The following is a 20957-nucleotide window of genomic DNA, read 5'->3' on the forward strand; positions in this document are numbered from 1 at the left end:
TGCGTTAACTTAATACAACACATTTTTTGTAACATTTTATACTACAATTAAAGTTTTTCGATTTGATCGAATTCGACTTCTACAGGTGTCTCTCTTCCGAACATGTCTACGAGAACCGTCAGTTTAAATTTATCCGCTTCAATTTTGTGAATTTCACCGACTTGACTTGCGAACGGTCCAGACGTAATACGCACTTGTTCACCTAACTCAACTTCTACATCGATAGATTTTTCGTTCATTCCCATTTGCTTGAGGATAAAACGGACTTCATCTGGTAGCAATGGATTCGGTTTTGAACCTGCACCTGCTGATCCTACGAAACCTGTCACACCAGGTGTATTTCTAACGACATACCAAGATTCGTCAGTCATCACAAGTTCAACTAAGACATAGCCTGGAAATGTTTTCTTCATTTGTTTTTTCGCTTTACCATCTTTAACTTGTGTTTCTTCCTCTTCTGGAATGACGACTCTAAAGATTTGCTCTGTCATATTCATTGATTCGACACGTTTTTCTAAATTCTTTTTAACTTTGTTTTCGTAACCAGAGTAGGTATGTACTGCATACCAACGTTTTGCACCTAGCTCTTCAGACATGCTGACAACTCCTCATTCCTATTTTATCATTTCAATTAACTGACCAATTCCGATATCTAAACCCCAGAAAAATAACAAGAAGAACAATACGGTCATGACTACAATTGTTGTATACTTAACAAGCTCTGGACCTGTTGGCCAACTTGTTTTTTCCATTTCGGATTTAACGCCTTGGAAGAAGCTTTCTTTTTTCGGCATAATCAATTCCCCTCCAATTATTTGGATTCTTTATGAAGTATATGCGTATTACATTTCGCACAAAACTTTTTCAGTATTAATCGCTTCGTCACGTTCGGTGATTTCGGTACGTGATAGTTTCGATTGCCACATTTATCGCAATTTAACGGCACTTTTTTCAACATCTCTCACCTTGATTCTATAATACCAGTTTACTATACATAAGTTTATATTCAATTGTCAAACCACTTTCTTACGTGACGAGACTTTTCAATTTTTGACGAATTCGGTACAGCGCGTTATAAACTTTCTTATCTGAAACGTTCAGTTCACGTGCAATTTCTGCAGGCCGCCATTCAGCAACAAGGTAATCTAGCACACGCATTTCAAATGAACTTAACTGTTGAAGTGTCTGTCGCAACGTGTCTTGAATAAAATGAAGATATTCGTGACTATGTCGTTGTTGCTCGGCCAACTGTGTTCGATAACTGACCGTATAGCCATCGACATAATCTTCAAAAATACGCTGGTGTGTCAGTTTTTTGCGTCGATAGTCAAGTTTACGCCGATAAATAGTACGATTAATGTAATGCTCGAATGGAATACCAAAATAAAACTGCTCGCTTTGTATTTTTTGATAAATTGCGAGAACAACGTCTTGCACTAAGTCATCACAATCTGCTTGGGCCACACTAAAATCACCAAAACTTTTTCGCGCGATACGCTCAATATGGTGAACCAACTTTTCAATTGCTTCGGGTTGCTGCTGTTGCGCGCGTTGTATGGTTTCTGAAACAATATCGTTTGGATTAGGGATTTGTGCCATAAAACTTTTCCTCACCTTCGACCAATGATGTCTTATCATATCTGTCAAAGGTGTCTATCTACAACTTGCAAAACGATTAATCTTGGGACTTGCCGCGTCTTATTTTTTCAAATTCAGATAATAACTCTTCTGATAGCTGAATACGTGTACGTGGCTTCATTTCACCAAATTCATCCATCGATTTGGTCACATTGTCTTTGTTTTCTTTTATATGACGCCACATTTCTCGTGAGGATAAACGATAAGCACCTGTTCCAAAAATGGCATGTTGCTCACTCATATCACTCGTCACTACTGTAATATGGGTCGTATGCTTATTATAAATATTATAGACGTAGCGCTCGATAAAACTATCTGCTGTTTCGTGCTCTTTTGTAAATACGACATGCACACCGTGATACTCATATTCAGACTGCGGTGTACCGCGATCATAAGCATCAAACACACAGACAATTTGGCCTTTTGTCACTGCACTATAGTTGGAAATTTCGATGAGCAATTGTTCTCTCGCTTCTTCTAAACTTTCTTTAGCAACACGACTCAATTCTTGGGACTGACCAATCATGTTATATCCATCTATGATTACGTAATAGTCCTTCATCATTTACTTGTCACCGCCGATAGGTTGACGTTTACGAAATACTTCATACATCATCAAACTCGCTGCGACCGATGCATTTAAACTGTTCACATGGCCAACCATTGGAATCTTAATGTAAAAATCACATTTCTCTTTAACACGACGACTCATCCCTTGACCTTCACTGCCAATTACAATCGCTAAAGGCATATCGGCTTGCATTTGACGATAATCTGTCGCATTACTCGCTTCTGCACCTGCAATCCAATACCCTTTGTCTTTCAACACATCCATCGTTTGTGATAAGTTCGTCACGCGAATAACAGGAACATGCTGAATTGCACCCGTTGAAGCTTTAGCTACTGTTTGCGTCAAGCTAACCGAACGACGTTTAGGAATAATAATCCCATCCACACCTGTCGCATCGGCCGTTCGTAAAATGGAACCTAAGTTGTGCGGATCTTCTAAACCATCTAACATCAACACGGTTGACAAGCCTTCTTTTTGCGCTTGTTCCGCTAAAAATTGATTCAAGTCTGCATATTCATATGGTGCAACGAATGCCACAACACCTTGATGGGGTGCATTCGCAAGTTGGTCTAATTTTGATTTTGGGACCGTTTGGACAACGAGTTTTGATGATTTCGCAGCTTTTAAAATTTCTTCAATTTGCTGCTTCTTAATCCCTTCTTGAATTAAGATTTTATTAATCGTATGCCCCGATACGACTGCTTCTCTCACTGCATGACGACCCACAATAATTTCCGAGTCCATGGATTTCAACGCCTTTCTTCAACATTTTCAACAATCACTTTTAACAATGCTTCCAATCGTTCTTCTTGTTGCTCTAAATATAAAAAGCCAATGACCGCTTCTAAACCAGAACTTTTTCGATAGGTCTGGACATCTGTGTTTTTCGCTTTCGTATAACTTTTCGCATTTCGTCCACGCTTCACAACCGCAAGTTCCTCTTCATTAAACCAATCTTGCGCGATTAAATGTTCCAGTGTCACTGCCTGGCTTTTAGCTGATACAAATCGTTTAGCCTCTTGATGCAAACGATTCGGTTTACTCTGAAGCTTTAAAATAATATAAGTACGGACATATTGATCAAGCACCGCATCCCCGACATAAGCTAGCGACAGTGGATTGAGTAGTTTGGCATTTGTTGGTTTATCCACGTTTATATCTCACACCTTGTGGCGTATCTTCTAAAATGATGTTTTGGGCTTTCAATTGATCGCGAATTTCGTCAGCACGCGCATAATCTTTTGCTTGACGTGCAGCGTTACGTTCTTCAATCAACTGTTCAATTTCTTCGTCGAGTAACCCTACGTCATGGTTCGAAGTTAACGGAACACCTAACACATCACTAAAGATACCAAACACCCCTTTAAAACGTTGAATCACTTGTGTCGATGTATTGTCTTCTAATAAATATTTATTCGCAATCTTCACTAAATCGTACCAAGCTGTAATCGCATTTGCTGTGTTGAAGTCATCATCCATCACTGTCTCAAACTGCGTCAAAATCGCATCAATTTGCGTTAACATCGCTGCGTCATCTGTTAAGTCTGTCGCCACAGTTTCACGTTCTGTCAACGCTTGATAACTATTGCGAATACGTTCTAAACCACTTCTCGCCGCTTCAACAAGTTCTAAATTGTAGTTGATTGGACTTCGATAATGAACACTAATCATGAAAAAGCGTAATACATCTGGGTCTACTTCTTTAATAATATCATGTACTAAAATGAAGTTTCCTAAAGACTTACTCATTTTTTCATTATCAATATTAATGAAACCGTTGTGCATCCAGTAGTTCGCAAATGTCTCATGGTTGTGCGCTTCTGACTGTGCAATCTCGTTTTCGTGGTGCGGGAATTGTAAGTCACTTCCCCCAGCATGAATGTCAATCGTAGGGCCTAACTTTTCAAAGGCCATAACTGAACATTCGATATGCCACCCCGGACGACCCTCACCGAATGGACTATCCCAACTAATTTCACCTGGTTTCGCCTTTTTCCAAAGCGTGAAGTCGAGCGCATCTTCTTTATTTTCGCCTTGCTCAATACGTGCACCGACTTTCAAATCATCAATCGACTGATGGCTTAACTTACCATAATCTTCAAATTGACGCGTTCTGAAATAAACGTCGCCGCCACTTTCATACGCATAACCTTCATCGACTAATTTTTTAATAAAGCGAATAATGTCATCCATATGATCCATCACGCGCGGGTTCGATGTCGCTTTTTTAACATTAAGGGCTTCTGTATCTTCATAAAAAGCTTGAATGTAACGTTCCGCAATCTCTGGTACTGTTTCACCTAACTCTTGCGAACGTTTGATTAATTTATCATCAACGTCAGTAAAGTTTGAGACGTAATTCACTTCATAACCTTTATATTCGAAATAACGGCGGACCACGTCATAGTTAATCGCTGGACGTGCGTTACCAATGTGGATGTAATTGTACACAGTTGGGCCACACACATACATTTTCACTTTTCCTGGTTCGATAGGCTGAAACACTTCTTTTTGACGTGTTAATGTATTATATAATGTAATCATCTTTAATCTCTCCATTTTTAGTTTGTTCAAGTTGTCGTTCAAGTTGTTTGAGTTGTTCATAAATTGGATCTGGTAAGTTGAGATGATCAAATGTCTTACCGATACGTCTGCCATCCTGCTTCACAATACGTCCTGGAATCCCTACCACTGTAGAATAACTTGGGACATCTTGAAGCACGACCGAATTGGCACCGATATTGACATTTGAATGAACCTTAATATTACCTAACACTTTGGAACCCGCTGCGATGAGGACGTTATCACCAATGTCGGGATGACGTTTCCCTTTTTCTTTACCAGTTCCACCTAATGTCACACCTTGATATATCGTCACATTATCACCAATGGTACATGTTTCACCGATGACCACCCCCATACCATGGTCAATAAATAAACGACGTCCAATTTTAGCACCTGGATGAATTTCAATGCCTGTAAAAAATCGTGAAACTTGAGAAATCGCTCTCGCAAGTACATAACGTTTCTTTTGATATAAGCGGTGTGCAATCAAATGACTCCAAACCGCATGTAAACCCGCATAAGTTGTAATCACTTCTATCGTTGAGCGTGCTGCTGGATCTTGTTCAAATACCATTTTGACATCATCCATCATACGTCGGAACACTTTAACCCCTCCTTCAAACAGCATGACAATAATTATTCTTGTAACCTAACCGAAAAACGACTTTCACGGACAACACACCCCTCGGCTTCATCGTCCTATTTAAAAAGTATGATCAGAATTGAAAAAAGCACCTCTAACATGTCATATGTCAGAGGTGCGATATGTGCACGGTTCCACTCTTAATTAGTACATGTTCAAAGCTTAAACTTTGCATACATATACTCACTCAATTGGTTATTCAATTCTCATCCTAAAGGTGCATTCAACAAACTTTGCGGTGCACTCTCACCTACCGTACACTCTCTGATTCACACGCCATTTGCTTACTTGTCCTTTATTCTATTCAAATCCACTTTAATAGTAGTCGATTTTCAAAGTGATATCAAGTGCGAAAATCGAACACACTATTTTTTATAATAAACTTTGAATACGACGAAGTACTTTATCTTGTCCTAATACTTCCATCGTATTCGGCAACTCAGGTCCATGCATTTGGCCTGTTACTGCAACACGGATTGGCATAAATAATTGTTTCCCTTTAATGCCTGTTTCTTTTTGGACTTCTTTAATAATCTTTTTAATTTCAGCAGCTTCAAAGTTTTCTAAAGCTTCTAACTTACCGTACAATGCTGTCATCAATTGCGGCACTTGTTCACCGTTCAACACTTCTTGTGACGCTTCATCCAACTCTTTTTCATCGCGGAAGAACAACTCTGATAACGGTACAATTTCACCCGCATAACTCATTTGTTCTTGATAAAGTGCAACTAACTTGCGACCCCAATCTAACTCCGCTTCTGATGGCGATTCTGGTAATAAGCCGGCTTTGATCATATGCGGTAATGTCATTTCAAATACTGTTTCCGCATCTTTTTCTTTCATATATTGGTTGTTAATCCACTCTAATTTTTGTTTATCGAAAAATGCTGGTGATTTTGATAAACGCTTTTCAGTGAAGATTTTGATGAACTCGTCTTTAGAGAAAATCTCTTCTTCGCCTTCTGGAGACCAACCTAACAATGCGATAAAGTTAAATAACGCCTCTGGTAAATAACCTAAATCGCGATATTGCTCAATAAATTGTAAAATTTGACCGTCACGTTTACTTAATTTTTTACGTTGTTCATTGACGATTAAAGTCATATGCGCAAAACGTGGCGGTTCCCAGCCAAATGTTTCGTAAATCATCAATTGTTTAGGTGTGTTAGAAATGTGGTCGTCACCACGAATGACATCAGAAATTTCCATGTAATGATCGTCCACTGCTACTGCAAAGTTATACGTTGGCACACCGTCTTTTTTCACGATTACCCAGTCGCCGAAGTTGTCAGATTCGAATGTGACAGGTCCTTTTACCATATCATCGAACGTATATGTTTTATTTTGAGGCACACGGAAACGGATTGCCGGCTTACGTCCTTCAGCTTCAAACTGTTGACGTTCTTCTTCAGTCAAGTGCGCATGTTTCCCACCGTAACGCGGCATCTCACCACGTGCGATTTGTTCTTGACGTTCTGCCTCTAATTCTTCTTCAGTCATATAACATTTGTACGCTTTATCTTCTGCTAATAATTGCTCGACTAATGGTTGATAAATTTCGCCACGTTCAGATTGGCGATAAGGTCCATAGCCTTTATCCTTGTCTACAGATTCGTCCCAATCAAGCCCTAACCACTTCAAATTATCGAACTGTGATGATTCACCGTCCGCTAAGTTACGTTTAGAATCTGTATCTTCAATACGAATGACAAAATCACCATCGTAATGTTTCGCGAATAAATAGTTAAATAATGCCGTACGTGCGTTACCAATATGCAAATAGCCTGTTGGACTTGGTGCATATCTTACTCTCACTCGGTTACTCATTTCGTTCACTCCTGTTTCATTGTTCAATTGTTATATTATAGCATGTCATATCCATTTATGCATATCACAGTTTTGACTATGCCGTCGCCGTTAATGACACAATCGCTTGAGCGGCAATCCCTTCTTGGCGCCCTGTAAAACCTAACTTTTCACTCGTCGTCGCTTTCACATTCACACGCTTCACATCGACAGCAAAAAGGCCTGCAATCACTGTTCGCATCTCATCGATATAAGGCCGAAATTTCGGTTTTTCCGCAATAATCGTCGCATCAATGTTATGAATGACATAACCTTCTTTTTGAACTTCTGCGTAGGCTTCTGTTAATAATTTTTTCGAATCTGCATCTTTAAATTGTGGATCCGTATCTGGAAATAACTTGCCAATATCACCTAATGCACATGCGCCTAACATCGCATCTGTAATCGCATGTAACAAGACATCCGCATCACTATGACCTTTCAAACCATGCGTATGTGGCACTTCCATTCCGCCAATAATTAAAGGGCGTGTCGCATCAAATGCGTGCACATCGTATCCTAATCCAACTCTAAACATGATGATGTCGACTCCTTTTTTCTAAAATTGCTTCTGCGTATGTTAAATCTTCTTCAGTCGTTAATTTAATATTATCATAATCCCCTTCAACCATATAAATGCGTTGACCGTATGCTTCAATTAACGAGGCATCATCTGTCCCCATCATTTGTTGCGTCTTTGCATGGTCATAGGCTGAAGCAAGCAGTTCAAATGTCGCACCTTGAGGCGTCTGCACTTGCCATAATGTTGCACGATCTAACGTCTCCGTCACAAATTGGTCGGACACGCGTTTAATCGTATCTTTTGCCTTCACACCGACAATGGCCGCCCCATATGTTTGAATGGCAGTCGTCACGTCATGAATCGTGTCATGCGTTACAAACGGACGCGCGCCATCATGCACAAGGACAATAGCATCATTCGTGAAGTCAACGTTTTGAAGCACTTGATGAATACTATCTTGACGTGTATCACCGCCAACGACTAAACTTTTTACTTTTGAAAATGGCGCTGTTAATGCCTCAAGTTGGTCCCGATCTCTCTCGTGTATCGCCAAATGAATGCCTTCACACTGTACATCGGATTGAAAAACAGCAAGTGTATGTTCTAACACACGGCACCCCGCAACTTCAATGAACAGTTTATTATACGGACGCCCCATACGACTGCCCGTCCCTGCTGCTGGTATAATGACGTGATAATTTGACATTTATGCTTCCACCTTCTTCGCAAAAATAATTCGCCCGGATGCAGTTTGTAACATACTGATCACTTCAAGTGTGATGGTTTGATTGACGTATTGTTTCGCATCATCCACGACCACCATTGTGCCGTCATCAAAATAACCAACACCTTGGCCTGGTTCTTTCCCAACTTTTGTAATCATCAAGTCAAAACGATCTCCTTGATGCACTTCAGGTCGAATCGCATCAGATAAATCATTGACGTTTAACACTTTAATCCCTTGAATACTACATACTTTATTCAAGTTATAATCCGTTGTAATCACGTGCGCTCGATAATGTTGCGCTAGCCTCACAATTAAGTCGTCAATGTCTTGATGTGTGCGTTGCGGGTGAATAATACGTGTCGGATGTTTCGACAGATGAATCGCATTCAAAATTTCTAAACCACGGCGACCTTTATCACGCTTAATACTGTCATTCGCATCTGCAACCACTTGCAACTCATTAATGACGCCTTGAGGAATGAGAATTTCACCATCAATAAATCCCGCTTCCATAATTTTTAAAATACGGCCATCAATAATCGCACTCGTATCGATAATTTTCGGCACAGCATTGCGGGCGTTAATCGCCATCGAACGCGCCATATTTTCCGGTAAAAACAACAGCATTTCATCACGTTTTTTCAGACCAAATTGAAAACCGAGATAACTTAAACTTAATGTAAGTAGGATAGGGACGATACGGTTAATCAAATCCGTCCCAATAAATTCAAGAATAAAGGAAATCATGACAGATATGAGTAGACCCATAAACAAGCCAATTGTTGCGAAGATAATTTCAATAGCACTATAACCTAAAACAAATTGCTCTAAATCTTTCATCGCATACGCAATACGGGGGATAAACCAACCAAACAATAAAAACATGATAGCAATACCCATGACCGATGTCACATAACTATTCTCCAACATCGGAGGATGACTGACATTAAAATCAATCATGACAGCAGGGATTAAGAGTATGCCTAACACACTACCAATAATAATATAAGACACAATCACTAATAATTTAATAAAATTCACCTCTATCATCCCTCCTTTCTAATTTTTTAATGCGTATTTCAATGCTTCATTTACAGAAGTAACGCCAATCACTTCAATACCTTCTGGAAACTGCCATCCACCCATATTGTTTTTAGGGATAATCACGCGTTTAAAGCCCAGTTTTGCTGCTTCTTGCACACGTTGCTCAATACGCGAAACACGACGTACCTCACCAGTCAATCCAACCTCGCCAATATAACAATCGAGGCCGTCTACTGCTTGATCTTTAAAACTAGAAGCTGTCGCAATGACGATACCTAAGTCTACAGCGGGCTCAGAAAGTCGTACACCCCCTGCAACCTTAATGTAAGCGTCTTGTTGCTGTAATAAGTAACCTTCTTTTTTCTCTAACACCGCCATCAACAAACTGAGGCGATTATGGTCAATACCTGTCGCCATACGTCTCGGATTATTAAACGTCGTCGGTGTGACAAGCGCTTGCACTTCAATTAACAATGGTCGTGTCCCTTCCATCGTTGCGACAATCGTCGAACCCGCAACATTGGTCGTCCGTTCTTCTAAAAACATTTCTGACGGATTGAGCACACTTTTTAAACCGGACTGCTTCATTTCAAAAATGCCCATTTCATTCGTAGAGCCAAAACGGTTTTTCACCGCTCTTAAAATACGATACGCATGATGTTCATCGCCTTCAAAATAGAGCACCGTATCTACCATATGTTCAAGCAAACGTGGCCCCGCAATTTGGCCTTCTTTCGTCACATGGCCTACAATAAACGTTGCAACATTCATTTGTTTTGCGATATGCATCAAACTTTGCGTACTTTCACGAACTTGAGACACAGAGCCAGGCGCCGAACTAATTTCGGGATGGTAAATCGTTTGAATAGAGTCCACTACAATCAAATCAGGCTCGACTTTTTTCACCGCTTCATGAATAACCATTAAGTCCGTTTCCGCAAACACGTTTAATTGACTCGCATCTTCATCTAAACGATCCGCTCTAATTTTAGTTTGATTAAGTGATTCTTCTCCAGTGATATAGAGCACTCTTTTTTCTTTAGATAATGCCGCACACATTTGAAGTAACAGTGTAGACTTCCCTATTCCTGGATCGCCACCAATCAGCACGAGTGACCCTTCTACAATACCGCCACCGAGCACACGGTTTAATTCACCACTATTCGTTTGGATACGAGGCGCAAGTTCTTGTTTAATTTCATTGAGCTTTTGTATTTTGGCCGAACTTGTCTTTTGCGCCCTTACACCGTGTTTAGGACTCGCAGTTTTTTGTTCAAAAGATTCCTCCATTGAATTCCAAGCACCGCAATTCGGACATTTTCCCATCCATTTAGGTGATTGGTAACCACAGGCCGTACATTCAAAAATTGTTTTCGTTTTTGCCACTCAGACACCTCCGTCTCTACATATAACATACCTTATTTTATACTTGAAAAAGATTTATGACAAATGTTGTCCTTTATCATCGAAACACACTATCCAATTAAAAATAATATACAACAAATACTTAAAAATGTAGCCTGTACAACACAAAATCTTTTCACTTCACCACTTCAGACAGACCCTCGACATGATGATAGGACCCATACACTTATTTAGACTTTCTACTTTTTCAGTCTAAGCCACTTTCTCAAAACTGCACGAGCCATTATTTCCGCTGATTCCCTTCCAGACATCATCTTGTCATGATGTTGCAGGGGACAGTACTACAAAATCTTTGTTACACATAAGGTTTTTGTACTGACCCCAAAATCCAATTCACCTTCTTTCAAATGTATATTCCAATCAAACTGGATTGAGTTAAAAATTCAGCCCCTAAGAAAGTGCAGAATGGTGTTGCAAATAAAGACTTCCCCATGATTCACCAAGTCAAACACAACAAAAAAACAGCGATGAAAATCTAAATAGACCTTCACCACTGCCCAACATCATGACCTAAGATTCTGTCGTTGCTTTATCCTCATCCAACTCAACTTCTGAGATGTCATATTGGAATGTTTCACCGTCATAATCGACAGTCACATTTTTACCTTCTAACTCTTTACCTTCCAAGATAAGCTCACTCAAGTTATCTTCCACAGTTTTTTGGATGGCACGAATCAATGGACGGGCACCATACTCTGGATCATAACCTTCTTCAGCAATTTTATCTTTCGCCGCTTCTGTCACACGTACATTAATGTTTTGTTCAGATAAACGACTCGTTAATTTACCAACCATCATTGTTACGATTTCTTTCAATTCGTCTTTATTCAGTTTATGGAAGACAATTGTGTCATCTACACGGTTCAAGAATTCAGGGCGGAATGCGTTTTTCAATTCTTTCATCATCGTTTTACGAATTGTTTCGTAATCTTGACCTTCTGCGCTACCGCCGAAACCAGCAAAACGTTGGTCTTGAAGTTCTTGCGCGCCGACGTTTGATGTCATAATAATGACTGTATTTCTGAAGTCAACACGACGACCTTTCGTATCTGTTAAATGACCATCATCTAATACTTGTAAAAGAATGTTAAAGACGTCTGGATGTGCTTTTTCAATCTCATCGAACAAGATCACTGAATACGGTTTACGACGTACTTTTTCAGTCAATTGTCCGCCATCATCATGACCGACATATCCAGGAGGCGCCCCAACAAGACGGCTCACCGCATGTTTTTCCATGAACTCACTCATGTCCACACGAATCATCGCATCTTCTTCACCGAACATCGCTTCAGCTAATGCACGGGCAAGTTCTGTTTTACCGACACCTGTTGGCCCTAAGAAGATGAAGCTACCAATTGGACGTTTCGGATCTTTCAAGCCTGCACGCGCACGACGCACCGCTTTAGAAATGGCTGTTACGGCATCATTTTGACCGATGACACGTTCATGCAATGTATCTTCTAAGTTGAGTAAACGCTCTGACTCTGTTTCATTCAAGCGTGTTAACGGAATACCTGTCCAACCTGCAATGACTTCGGCAATATCTTCAGCAACCAATGTTGTATGTTGGCCACCTTGATGGTTTTGCCATTCATTTTTTGCTTCTTCATATTGTTTTTCAAGTTTTGTTTGTTTATCGCGTAAGTTTGCAGCATTTTCAAATTCTTGTGCATGTACCGCTGCATCTTTTTCTTTTTTCACTTGCTCAATTTGTTGTTCGATTTCTTTTAAGTTCGTCGGTGTTGTATGGCTCTTCAAGCGTACTTTTGAACTTGCCTCGTCAATCAAGTCAATCGCTTTATCTGGTAAGAAACGGTCTTGTACGTAACGGTCACTTAATTTCGCCGCTGCTTCTACCGCTTCATCAGAAATGTTAATTCTGTGGTGCGCTTCATAACGGTCACGTAAGCCTTTTAAGATGGCAATCGTATCTTGTACACTTGGTTCGTCAACTTGAACTGGTTGGAAACGACGTTCAAGTGCTGCATCTTTTTCGATATGCTTACGGTATTCATCTAAAGTAGTTGCACCTATACATTGTAATTCGCCACGTGCAAGCGCTGGTTTTAAAATGTTAGACGCATCAATCGCACCTTCTGCACCACCTGCACCAATGAGCGTATGCATTTCGTCAATGAACAGAATCACATTCCCTGCATGATGAATTTCTTCCATGACTTTTTTCAAGCGTTCTTCAAATTCACCACGATATTTCGTACCTGCCACAACAGTACCCATATCAAGTGACATGACACGTTTATCTTTTAGTGTTTCAGGCACTTCATTGTTCACAATCGCTTGCGCTAAACCTTCAGCAATCGCCGTTTTACCGACACCTGGTTCACCGATTAACACAGGATTGTTCTTCGTACGACGACTCAACACTTCAATAACACGTGTAATTTCAGCGTTACGTCCCACTACTGGATCTAATATGCCGTCTTTCGCAATTACTGTTAAGTCACGCGCTAAACCATCTAATGTTGGCGTATGATTTGATTTTGCGGCTTGTGCATTTTTGTTAGACATTTCTGGGCTACCTAACGCTTTGACGACTTGTGCACGCGCTTTAGTAATATTCAAGTCTAGATTCGCAAATACACGCGCTGCCACACCTTCATTTTCACGGATGAGGCCGAGTAAAATATGCTCTGTTCCAACGAAATTGTGTTGTAACTTACGCGCTTCGTCCATAGACAGTTCAATCACTTTTTTCGCACGTGGTGTGTAGTGTAACGCACCCATCTGCTCTTGACCGTGACCAATCAGTTTTTCGACCTCTTCAATCACTTTATCTTCTGTAATGTCAAAGCTTTCCAATACTTTTGCAGCAATGCCTTCAGGTTCTTTCATTAACCCTAGTAATAAATGTTCCGTCCCAATATTCGAATGGTTTAAACGGATTGCTTCTTCTTGTGCATGCGCGAGTACACGTTGTGCGCGTTCTGTTAATCTTCCAAATAGCATATGCCAACCTCCTATTTATATATATGTTCTTAAAATCTCTGCTCGTTTTGCTTCAATAGATTGTTCATCTGTTTCATCTATTAAAAATGGTGACTGTATCGCGACCATTAATTCATTAAATCGAAAATCTTCCATATCTAAAATACCTAAATCGACGCCCAACTTAATATCACTTAAACGATAGGACGCTTCTTCCACCGAAATTAAACGACTATACTTTAATATACCCAAAGAACGATATATTCTATCTAACGTTTCGGTATGATTGTGTTCATTTAATCGCTCACGTAAAGCCAGTTCTTCGTGAATAATTTGGTCTACTAATTCTGTTAAAGCATCAATAATTTCTTGCTCACTTTTTCCCAACGTCAACTGATTTGAAACTTGGTAAATATGGCCGTAAACTTGTGAGCCTTCACCATAAATCCCTCGAATCGTAAAACCAAAGCGGTTAATCGTCTGAGCAATGCGGTTCATCCGTTTCATAATTGATAAACCAGGCAAATGCAACATGACACTTGCACGCATCCCTGTACCAACATTCGTTGGACATGTCGTTAAATAACCGAGTTGCTCATCATAACTGATTTGTAATGTACGATCTAATATATCATCTATTGCGGATGCTTTTTGATAAAGTTCATTTAATGACAAATCATTGCCCATTGCTTGAATACGAATATGATCCTCTTCATTCACCATCACACTTACCGACTCATCTTCATTCAACAATACTGCAGATGCCGGTTGTTTCGTCAACTCAGGGCTGATTAAGTGTTTGGCTACTAGCTTATACTTACTCAATTGGTCGAGTTCGTCTAAGCGGAGTACTTTTAAATCTGTTAATACATCTTGCACTTCATTAATGATGCGATGTCCCTCAGCTTCAGATGAAAACATGAGTGGGTGCACATCATTTTCAAGGTTACGTGCTAAACGAATGCGCGATGACATGATGACCGGTTGTGCATTCACTTTTTTCATCCAATCGCTCATATGTTGGTCTAAATTATGCATCATCTTGTTGGGACACCTCACTTTGTTGCTCAAGTGCTTGAATCTCATCACGGACAATCGCCGCTTCTTCAAAGGCTTGTTGTGCGACTAATAATTCAAGACGTGCACGTTTTTCTTCCAGTTGCTTTTTCAGCGCACGTTTATGCTGTGATGACTTCGGACATTTACCCGAATGTTCGATATGACCACCTTGGACACGTCTCACAATGTCATACACGTCTTCTTTAAATGTTTCATAACATTGCGCGCAGCCGAATTTACCGACATGTGCAATATCCTTCAACGTCATTTGACAGTTCGGACAGCGTTTTTGCTCTCGATAAACAACTTGATCCACATTCAGACCATGTTTTGCTGCCAAATGTTGCAAAATTTGTTGGATGACGAATGTGCCTTCAACGTCATCACCTTCATGCCATTGTTCGTCAGATTGATCATAACCTGATTGATCGTAAGCTTGAATAGGATGAAATTCAAGGTGCTTGTTTTGCTGTTTATCAAGTTCACGTTTATCGATTTTCATTGCACATCACCCTTCTAATAATAATTAATTACGGGAAGTAACCGTTTCAAAATATTCGCACGGATAATATCTCTTGATGCGACATCCATTTTTAATGTTTCCCGGTCCACGACTGCCGCAATCATTTTTGCTTCTCGGTCCGTAATTAATTGATTTTCACGCAAGCCATCAATAATATACAAAGCTTGTTGTTGAGAAAGGGCCGGACCAATCAACTCCATTAAGCGTTTAATGTAGTTGTTTTGGTCTTTCGTTTCAACTTTTGTGATTCGAATATAACCACCGCCACCGCGTTTACTTTGGATTTCATAACCGTGTTCGTTAGTAAAGCGCGTCTTAATGACATAATTCAACTGAGATGGTACACAATCAAAACGCTGTGCAATATTGGCACGTTGAATTTCAACAACATCATCTTGTGCCTCTTCAAACAATTGCTTAATGTACTGTTCTATGATGTCAGACATATTATGCATGGTATCACCCCTTTTGACCATCTTTGACTATATTATAGAACCCACTTTGACCTTTTTCAACCAATTTGATTTTAAATTTGATAAATAGTTATGTTACTGCTTACATTTTTGTTGTATGATAGTCTTAGTAAAAATTTAATTAGAAAAAATAGAGGTGGAACACGCATGCATATTTTAATTGGGGTCATCGGGATAGGTGTTTTCTTAGCCCTCGCTTTTATTGCAAGTTCTGACAAAAAGAATGTACGCTGGAAATACATTGGCATCATGTTAGTCATTCAATTGATCTTAGCGTTCTTCTTACTTAAAACGAACATTGGGATTACGATTGTTGGCGGTATTGCGAAAGGATTTGGCTACTTGCTTAAACAAGCAGGCGTCGGTGTAGATTTCGTTTTCGGTGGTTTAGCGAATGAAGGTGCGATGTCATTCTTCTTAAACGTTTTATTACCTATCGTCTTCATTTCAGCATTAATCGGTATTTTGCAATATACGAAAATTTTACCATTAATCATTAACGTTTTAGGTTTCTTAATCTCAAAAATTAATGGAATGGGCCGTTTAGAATCGTACAATGCCGTTGCAGCAGCAATTTTAGGTCAATCAGAAGTTTTCATTTCACTTAAAAAGCAATTGCCTTACATTACGAAACAACGCTTATACACATTGACGGCATCAGCAATGTCAACAGTATCAGCATCTATCATCGGGGCATACTTTACATTAGTACAACCGAAATATGTTGTAACAGCAGTCGTATTAAACTTATTAGGCGGTTTCATCATCGCTTCAATTATCAATCCATATAAAGTGAATGAAGAAGACGACAAATTATTAATTGAAGAAGAAAAGAAACAGCAATCCTTCTTTGAAATGTTAGGGGAATACATTTTAGACGGATTTAAAGTTGCAGTAATCGTAGGTGCGATGTTAATCGGTTATATCGCCTTAATTTCATTACTCAATGGCCTTGTTGGCGGACTCGTGAGCCTCGTTTCTGGCGGTTCATTAGACTGGAACTTCCAAACATTAATCGGCTTTATCTTTGCACCACTCGCATTCTTAACAGGGATTCCTTGGAGTGACGCAGTGGACGCAGGTTCAATTATGGCAACGAAATTATTATCAAACGAATTCGTAGCGATGACTGAACTCGGCAAAGCATCTGGTTTATCAGAACGTTCATTAGGTATCGTATCGGTATTCTTAGTATCATTTGCCAACTTCAGCTCAATCGGTATCATCTCAGGTGCCATCAAGTCATTAAACGACGAAAAAGGCGACATGGTTGCACGTTTCGGATTAAAATTATTATTCGGTGCAACACTCGTATCATTCGTATCAGCAGCGATCGCAGGCTTTTTCTTGTAAGCCGTATCTAAAGTAGTTGAAAAGATAAACAAACATATCATTGAATATAAAAGAGACTGAGTCATTATGGCTGAGTCTCTTTTTTGTTTTGCATTAAAGTTTGAATATATTGCTCGGCAGGTAGCGGTAGACGATCAAATTGAATATTAAAGAGGCATTTTCATCTTTTTCATGAATATCTCGGATTTTTCGTTAATAAATTCACAGGAGAAGTCACTTATGCGAGTGAAAAATTGATTAAAACCACTTTACCAGCATATGGAGGTCCACCGGTTCAGCTGTATTTTTAGAGAAAACAACGAATTGGTCGGTATATTATCCAAAGGTGAAGAGGATAACACAGATGCCATTTTAGTGCCTATCACAAAAGGTATTGCTAGATGGTATAAAGATAAAAATACAACTTAGAAAACCCTTCTTAACAAATCAGTGTTCTAAATTGCTACCACGTTTGTATCAAAAAGTGTGGTGTAGGGAGTCACCAGATTCTTTATATCCCAATATAGTTTTACAATAGTTAAAGGCTAGGACCATTCGAAGCCCTAGCCTACTTACGCAAGATATTGAACCGCCCGAGTACGAAACCGTATGCTCGGTAGTGTGAGAGGACGAATAGTCAGTTAATGGCTATTCTCCTACTCGATTCTATTCTACTGCTGCATCACATACTCTATAAAGTATTGTGTCATGCGATAATCATCTGTTAATTCTGGGTGGAACGATACGCCTAAATAACGGCCTTGTCGTACAGCAATTATTTTGTCATCAATCATCCCTAATACATCAACGGCTGCTTCTGTTGATTGAATATGGGGTGCACGAATAAAGACACCTTCAATCGGTTGATCAATACCTTTAATGTGTAATTCAGACTCGAAACTATCGACTTGTCGTCCAAATGAATTACGTGCTACTGTAATATCTAACTTTTGAAGATATCCTTCTTCGCCTACAATATCTTTCGCAAGGACAATCAAGCCTGCACACGTACCGAACATAGGTAATTGCGATGCACGTAACGCCTCTTTAAAACCGTAAAGATTCATGAGACGGCGTAAAGTAGTCGATTCACCACCAGGGATAATTAATCCGTCGATTTCTTCTAATTGTTCAACTTTTTTAATTGCGACACCTTCATGACCCGCAAGTTCAATATGACGGATATGTTCACGCACCGCACCTTGCAAAGCTAATACACCGATTTTCATCTTACCAACCACGCTCTTGCATACGTTCTTCTAATGAAAGTTGATTAATATCAATGCCTTTCATCGCTGTACCTAATTTTTTCGCTAACTCACCAATGAGTTTATAATCTTGGTAATGTGTTGTCGCTTGTACAATCGCTTTAGCAAATGTTTCTGGGTCTTCAGATTTGAAAATACCTGAACCTACGAATACACCGTCAGCGCCTAATTCCATCATTAATGCCGCATCTTGAGGTGTTGCCACGCCACCTGCCGCAAAGTTCACGACTGGTAAACGACCATGTTTTTTAATGTCTTTTAAGATTTCATATGGCGCACCTAAGTTTTTCGCCTCTGTCATCAATTCGTCATCGCTCATCACTGTGATACGTTTCACTTCTTGATTCACTTGGCGCATATGACGTACAGCTTCTACGATATTCCCTGTACCTGGTTCACCTTTCGTACGTAACATCGCAGCACCTTCACCGATACGACGCGCTGCTTCACCTAAGTTACGGCAACCACAAACGAATGGTACTGTATATTCATCTTTTTTCAAATGGAACACTTCATCTGCAGGTGTTAACACTTCTGACTCATCAATATAGTCTACACCCATTGCTTCTAATACTCTTGCTTCTGTAATATGACCGATACGACATTTCGCCATTACAGGAATAGATACAGCATTCATAACTTCTTCTACAATAGATGGATTACATGCACGCGCAACGCCACCTGCTGCACGAATATCAGATGGGACACGTTCAAGTGCCATAACTGCAACTGCACCTGCTTCTTCTGCAATTTTCGCTTGTTCTGCATTCACGACGTCCATAATTACGCCGCCTTTTTGCATTTCTGCCATTCCTCGTTTAACACGTTCTGATCCGACTTGTTTAGACATAGGTAATGAAACCCCCTTTTATTATTTACACATGTAGCTTATACTATTATCTGAACCGCTTAAAGTGTCAGAAATACAAAATATTTAAGGGTCAGATTGAGGTGCTCTCATGGAAATGTTGATGTTTCATATTAATAAACGAGAAGGTCAGCCGATTTATATTCAATTATACGAAAATATTAAACAAAGTATTATTAATGGTAGTATGCACGAAGGTGAAAAGTTACCTTCCAAACGTCAACTGAGTCAATATTTGTCAGTCAGTCAAACAACCGTAGAAAATGCCTATGCGCAACTTGTCGATGAAGGTTATATATATAGCCAACCGAAATCCGGCTTTTTTGTCAGTGACATCGAAACATTGCCGTTTACTAAAAAGACACCACTCACACCATTGCATACATATCATAATACGACGCCTGAACCAACTTATGCATTTAACTTAGGGATGATTGATCAAGCTCACTTTCCTTTCGAACAATTTCGGAAATATGCGAAAGAAGCATTTGAAGAATTACAATTTCATCTCGTTGAACCTGGGCATAAGCAAGGAGATTATGCTTTACGTACGCAAATTAGTCGCTATTTATTTCATAGTCGCGGTGTTCAATCCACGCCCGAGCAAGTCGTTGTCGCTTCGTCTACAGAGCAGTTGCTGTCTATCATTACAGATTTACTGCCAGGACCTAAAGGGATGATGTTAGAAGACCCGATTTACCCTCAAGTCCATCAGCTTTTAACACGTAAACATATTCCTTATCATTTTGTGCCCGTTGAAAAAGATGGCATCGCGATGAATACAATTGAAAATGCGTCACATCACATCGTTTACATTACACCAAGTCACCAATTTCCAACAGGTGTGACGATGAGCCTCAAAAAGCGGATGCGTCTTTTGAAATGGGCTAGTGCAACGCCTCATCGTTATATTATTGAAGATGATTATGACTCAGAATTTCGTTATGAAGGCAAACCCATTCCAGCCCTTCAAAGTTTAGATCAAACAGGTAGTGTCATTTATGTCAGTACATTTTCCAAGTCCATTTCTCCAACCATTCGGATTGCTTACGCCGTGTTACCGGAAGCCCTGTTACATCATTATCAACAATCAGAAAATATTGAAGGCGGAACGGTACCGCGTCATACCCAATTTATGGTGACAGCCTTTATGGAAACGAATCAATTTGAACGCCATTTAAATCGCATGAGAAAAATTTATCGTCAAAAGCGAGACATTATTTTACAACAATTACAACAGTATCCTTCTATTTTTGCAGTTTCTGGTGAAAAAACAGGCATGCATTTGATTATTACTATTAAAAACGGTTGGTCAGAACAACAATGTCTTAAGCAATTACAACGCTTTGACATCGATATGAAGCCACTTTCCCAATATGTCTACCACCAACAAGATACCGCCCCTCGTTTTGTTGTAGGCTTTGGCGGGATTCCATTAGAAGATTTAGAAACGCATATAGAAAGGCTCATCGCTTGTTTTAAAGATGAACATTGAACACATAAA

The 20957-nt window shown here is 39.7% G+C and carries 23 protein-coding genes; 3 read left to right on the forward strand and 20 right to left on the reverse strand.

All coding sequences use genetic code 11. The annotated features are described in order from the left end of the window. Window positions 1-47: 47 nt before the first annotated feature. From nusG to GZH82_RS12675, 18 genes are all read right to left on the reverse strand, one after another. Window positions 48-596, reverse strand: a complete 549-nt coding sequence (gene nusG / locus GZH82_RS12590) for a transcription termination/antitermination protein NusG (protein ID WP_162682778.1) — start codon at window positions 594-596, stop codon at window positions 48-50. An 18-nt stretch (window positions 597-614) separates the two neighbouring features. Next, window positions 615-794, reverse strand: a complete 180-nt coding sequence (secE, locus tag GZH82_RS12595) for a preprotein translocase subunit SecE (RefSeq protein ID WP_014614757.1) — start codon at window positions 792-794, stop codon at window positions 615-617. 17 nt (window positions 795-811) lie between these two features. Further along, window positions 812-955, reverse strand: coding sequence for a 50S ribosomal protein L33 (gene rpmG, locus GZH82_RS12600; RefSeq protein ID WP_162683070.1), 144 nt, complete (start codon window positions 953-955; stop codon window positions 812-814). A 71-nt stretch (window positions 956-1026) separates the two neighbouring features. Beyond that, the gene (locus tag GZH82_RS12605; protein WP_162682779.1) at window positions 1027-1599 is read right to left on the reverse strand and encodes a sigma-70 family RNA polymerase sigma factor; all 573 of its coding nucleotides are present in this window, start codon (window positions 1597-1599) and stop codon (window positions 1027-1029) included. 76 nt (window positions 1600-1675) lie between these two features. Continuing rightward, complete coding sequence (locus GZH82_RS12610; protein WP_162683071.1) at window positions 1676-2200, reverse strand: NYN domain-containing protein; 525 nt, start codon at window positions 2198-2200, stop codon at window positions 1676-1678. A 3-nt stretch (window positions 2201-2203) separates the two neighbouring features. After that, window positions 2204-2953 carry a 23S rRNA (guanosine(2251)-2'-O)-methyltransferase RlmB gene (gene rlmB, locus GZH82_RS12615; RefSeq protein WP_162682780.1) on the reverse strand — a complete coding sequence of 250 codons (750 nt, stop codon included), beginning with the start codon at window positions 2951-2953 and terminating at the stop codon, window positions 2204-2206. A 5-nt stretch (window positions 2954-2958) separates the two neighbouring features. Beyond that, window positions 2959-3360, reverse strand: coding sequence for a Mini-ribonuclease 3 (locus GZH82_RS12620; protein ID WP_162682781.1), 402 nt, complete (start codon window positions 3358-3360; stop codon window positions 2959-2961). Beyond that, a complete protein-coding gene (gene cysS, locus GZH82_RS12625) occupies window positions 3353-4753 on the reverse strand; it encodes a cysteine--tRNA ligase (protein WP_162682782.1) in 1401 nt (466 codons plus the stop codon). Before cysS ends, GZH82_RS12620 begins: the two co-directional genes overlap by 8 nt. Then, a complete protein-coding gene (gene cysE, locus GZH82_RS12630; protein WP_155262047.1) occupies window positions 4737-5402 on the reverse strand; it encodes a serine O-acetyltransferase in 666 nt (221 codons plus the stop codon). Before cysE ends, cysS begins: the two co-directional genes overlap by 17 nt. Before the next feature lie 387 nt (window positions 5403-5789). Beyond that, window positions 5790-7244, reverse strand: coding sequence for a glutamate--tRNA ligase (gene gltX / locus GZH82_RS12635; RefSeq protein ID WP_037543943.1), 1455 nt, complete (start codon window positions 7242-7244; stop codon window positions 5790-5792). A gap of 76 nt (window positions 7245-7320) precedes the next feature. Beyond that, entirely contained in the window at window positions 7321-7800 is a 480-nt protein-coding gene (ispF, locus tag GZH82_RS12640) for a 2-C-methyl-D-erythritol 2,4-cyclodiphosphate synthase (protein ID WP_162682783.1), read from the reverse strand. Continuing rightward, window positions 7793-8491 (reverse strand): 2-C-methyl-D-erythritol 4-phosphate cytidylyltransferase, encoded by a 699-nt coding sequence (ispD, locus tag GZH82_RS12645; RefSeq protein WP_162682784.1) that lies wholly within the window; start codon window positions 8489-8491, stop codon window positions 7793-7795. Before ispD ends, ispF begins: the two co-directional genes overlap by 8 nt. Next, window positions 8492-9553: a PIN/TRAM domain-containing protein gene (locus GZH82_RS12650; protein ID WP_162682785.1), complete on the reverse strand. Its 1062-nt coding sequence runs from the start codon at window positions 9551-9553 to the stop codon at window positions 8492-8494. It lies immediately after the preceding gene. An 18-nt stretch (window positions 9554-9571) separates the two neighbouring features. After that, complete coding sequence (gene radA / locus GZH82_RS12655; RefSeq protein ID WP_162682786.1) at window positions 9572-10942, reverse strand: DNA repair protein RadA; 1371 nt, start codon at window positions 10940-10942, stop codon at window positions 9572-9574. Between the two features lie 549 nt (window positions 10943-11491). Further along, on the reverse strand, window positions 11492-13951 hold the full coding sequence (locus tag GZH82_RS12660; RefSeq protein ID WP_162682787.1) for an ATP-dependent Clp protease ATP-binding subunit: 2460 nt from the start codon (window positions 13949-13951) through the stop codon (window positions 11492-11494). A 15-nt stretch (window positions 13952-13966) separates the two neighbouring features. Then, complete coding sequence (locus GZH82_RS12665) at window positions 13967-14971, reverse strand: protein arginine kinase (protein WP_162682788.1); 1005 nt, start codon at window positions 14969-14971, stop codon at window positions 13967-13969. After that, on the reverse strand, window positions 14961-15491 hold the full coding sequence (locus tag GZH82_RS12670; RefSeq protein ID WP_014614778.1) for a UvrB/UvrC motif-containing protein: 531 nt from the start codon (window positions 15489-15491) through the stop codon (window positions 14961-14963). The genes GZH82_RS12665 and GZH82_RS12670 overlap by 11 nt, the downstream gene beginning before the upstream one ends. 14 nt (window positions 15492-15505) lie before the next feature. Further along, the gene (locus GZH82_RS12675) at window positions 15506-15967 is read right to left on the reverse strand and encodes a CtsR family transcriptional regulator (RefSeq protein WP_162682789.1); all 462 of its coding nucleotides are present in this window, start codon (window positions 15965-15967) and stop codon (window positions 15506-15508) included. A 165-nt stretch (window positions 15968-16132) separates the two neighbouring features. Here GZH82_RS12675 and GZH82_RS12680 point away from each other — a divergent pair, with 165 nt between their 5' ends. Together GZH82_RS12680 and GZH82_RS12685 are read left to right on the forward strand one after the other, a co-directional pair. After that, on the forward strand, window positions 16133-17338 hold the full coding sequence (locus GZH82_RS12680; protein WP_162682790.1) for a NupC/NupG family nucleoside CNT transporter: 1206 nt from the start codon (window positions 16133-16135) through the stop codon (window positions 17336-17338). A 258-nt stretch (window positions 17339-17596) separates the two neighbouring features. Then, complete coding sequence (locus GZH82_RS12685) at window positions 17597-17746, forward strand: hypothetical protein (RefSeq protein WP_203232816.1); 150 nt, start codon at window positions 17597-17599, stop codon at window positions 17744-17746. Between the two features lie 242 nt (window positions 17747-17988). Here GZH82_RS12685 and pdxT read toward each other — a convergent pair whose 3' ends face one another. Together pdxT and pdxS are read right to left on the reverse strand one after the other, a co-directional pair. Further along, window positions 17989-18546 carry a pyridoxal 5'-phosphate synthase glutaminase subunit PdxT gene (gene pdxT, locus GZH82_RS12690; protein WP_162682791.1) on the reverse strand — a complete coding sequence of 186 codons (558 nt, stop codon included), beginning with the start codon at window positions 18544-18546 and terminating at the stop codon, window positions 17989-17991. 1 nt (window position 18547) lies between these two features. Further along, on the reverse strand, window positions 18548-19435 hold the full coding sequence (gene pdxS, locus GZH82_RS12695) for a pyridoxal 5'-phosphate synthase lyase subunit PdxS (RefSeq protein ID WP_014614784.1): 888 nt from the start codon (window positions 19433-19435) through the stop codon (window positions 18548-18550). A gap of 109 nt (window positions 19436-19544) precedes the next feature. On the opposite strand from pdxS, the gene pdxR reads away from it, so the two are divergent. Continuing rightward, on the forward strand, window positions 19545-20948 hold the full coding sequence (gene pdxR / locus GZH82_RS12700; RefSeq protein WP_162682792.1) for a MocR-like pyridoxine biosynthesis transcription factor PdxR: 1404 nt from the start codon (window positions 19545-19547) through the stop codon (window positions 20946-20948). Window positions 20949-20957: the final 9 nt, after the last annotated feature.

This window comes from Staphylococcus sp. MI 10-1553 (assembly GCF_010365305.1).
Classification (GTDB): domain Bacteria; phylum Bacillota; class Bacilli; order Staphylococcales; family Staphylococcaceae; genus Staphylococcus.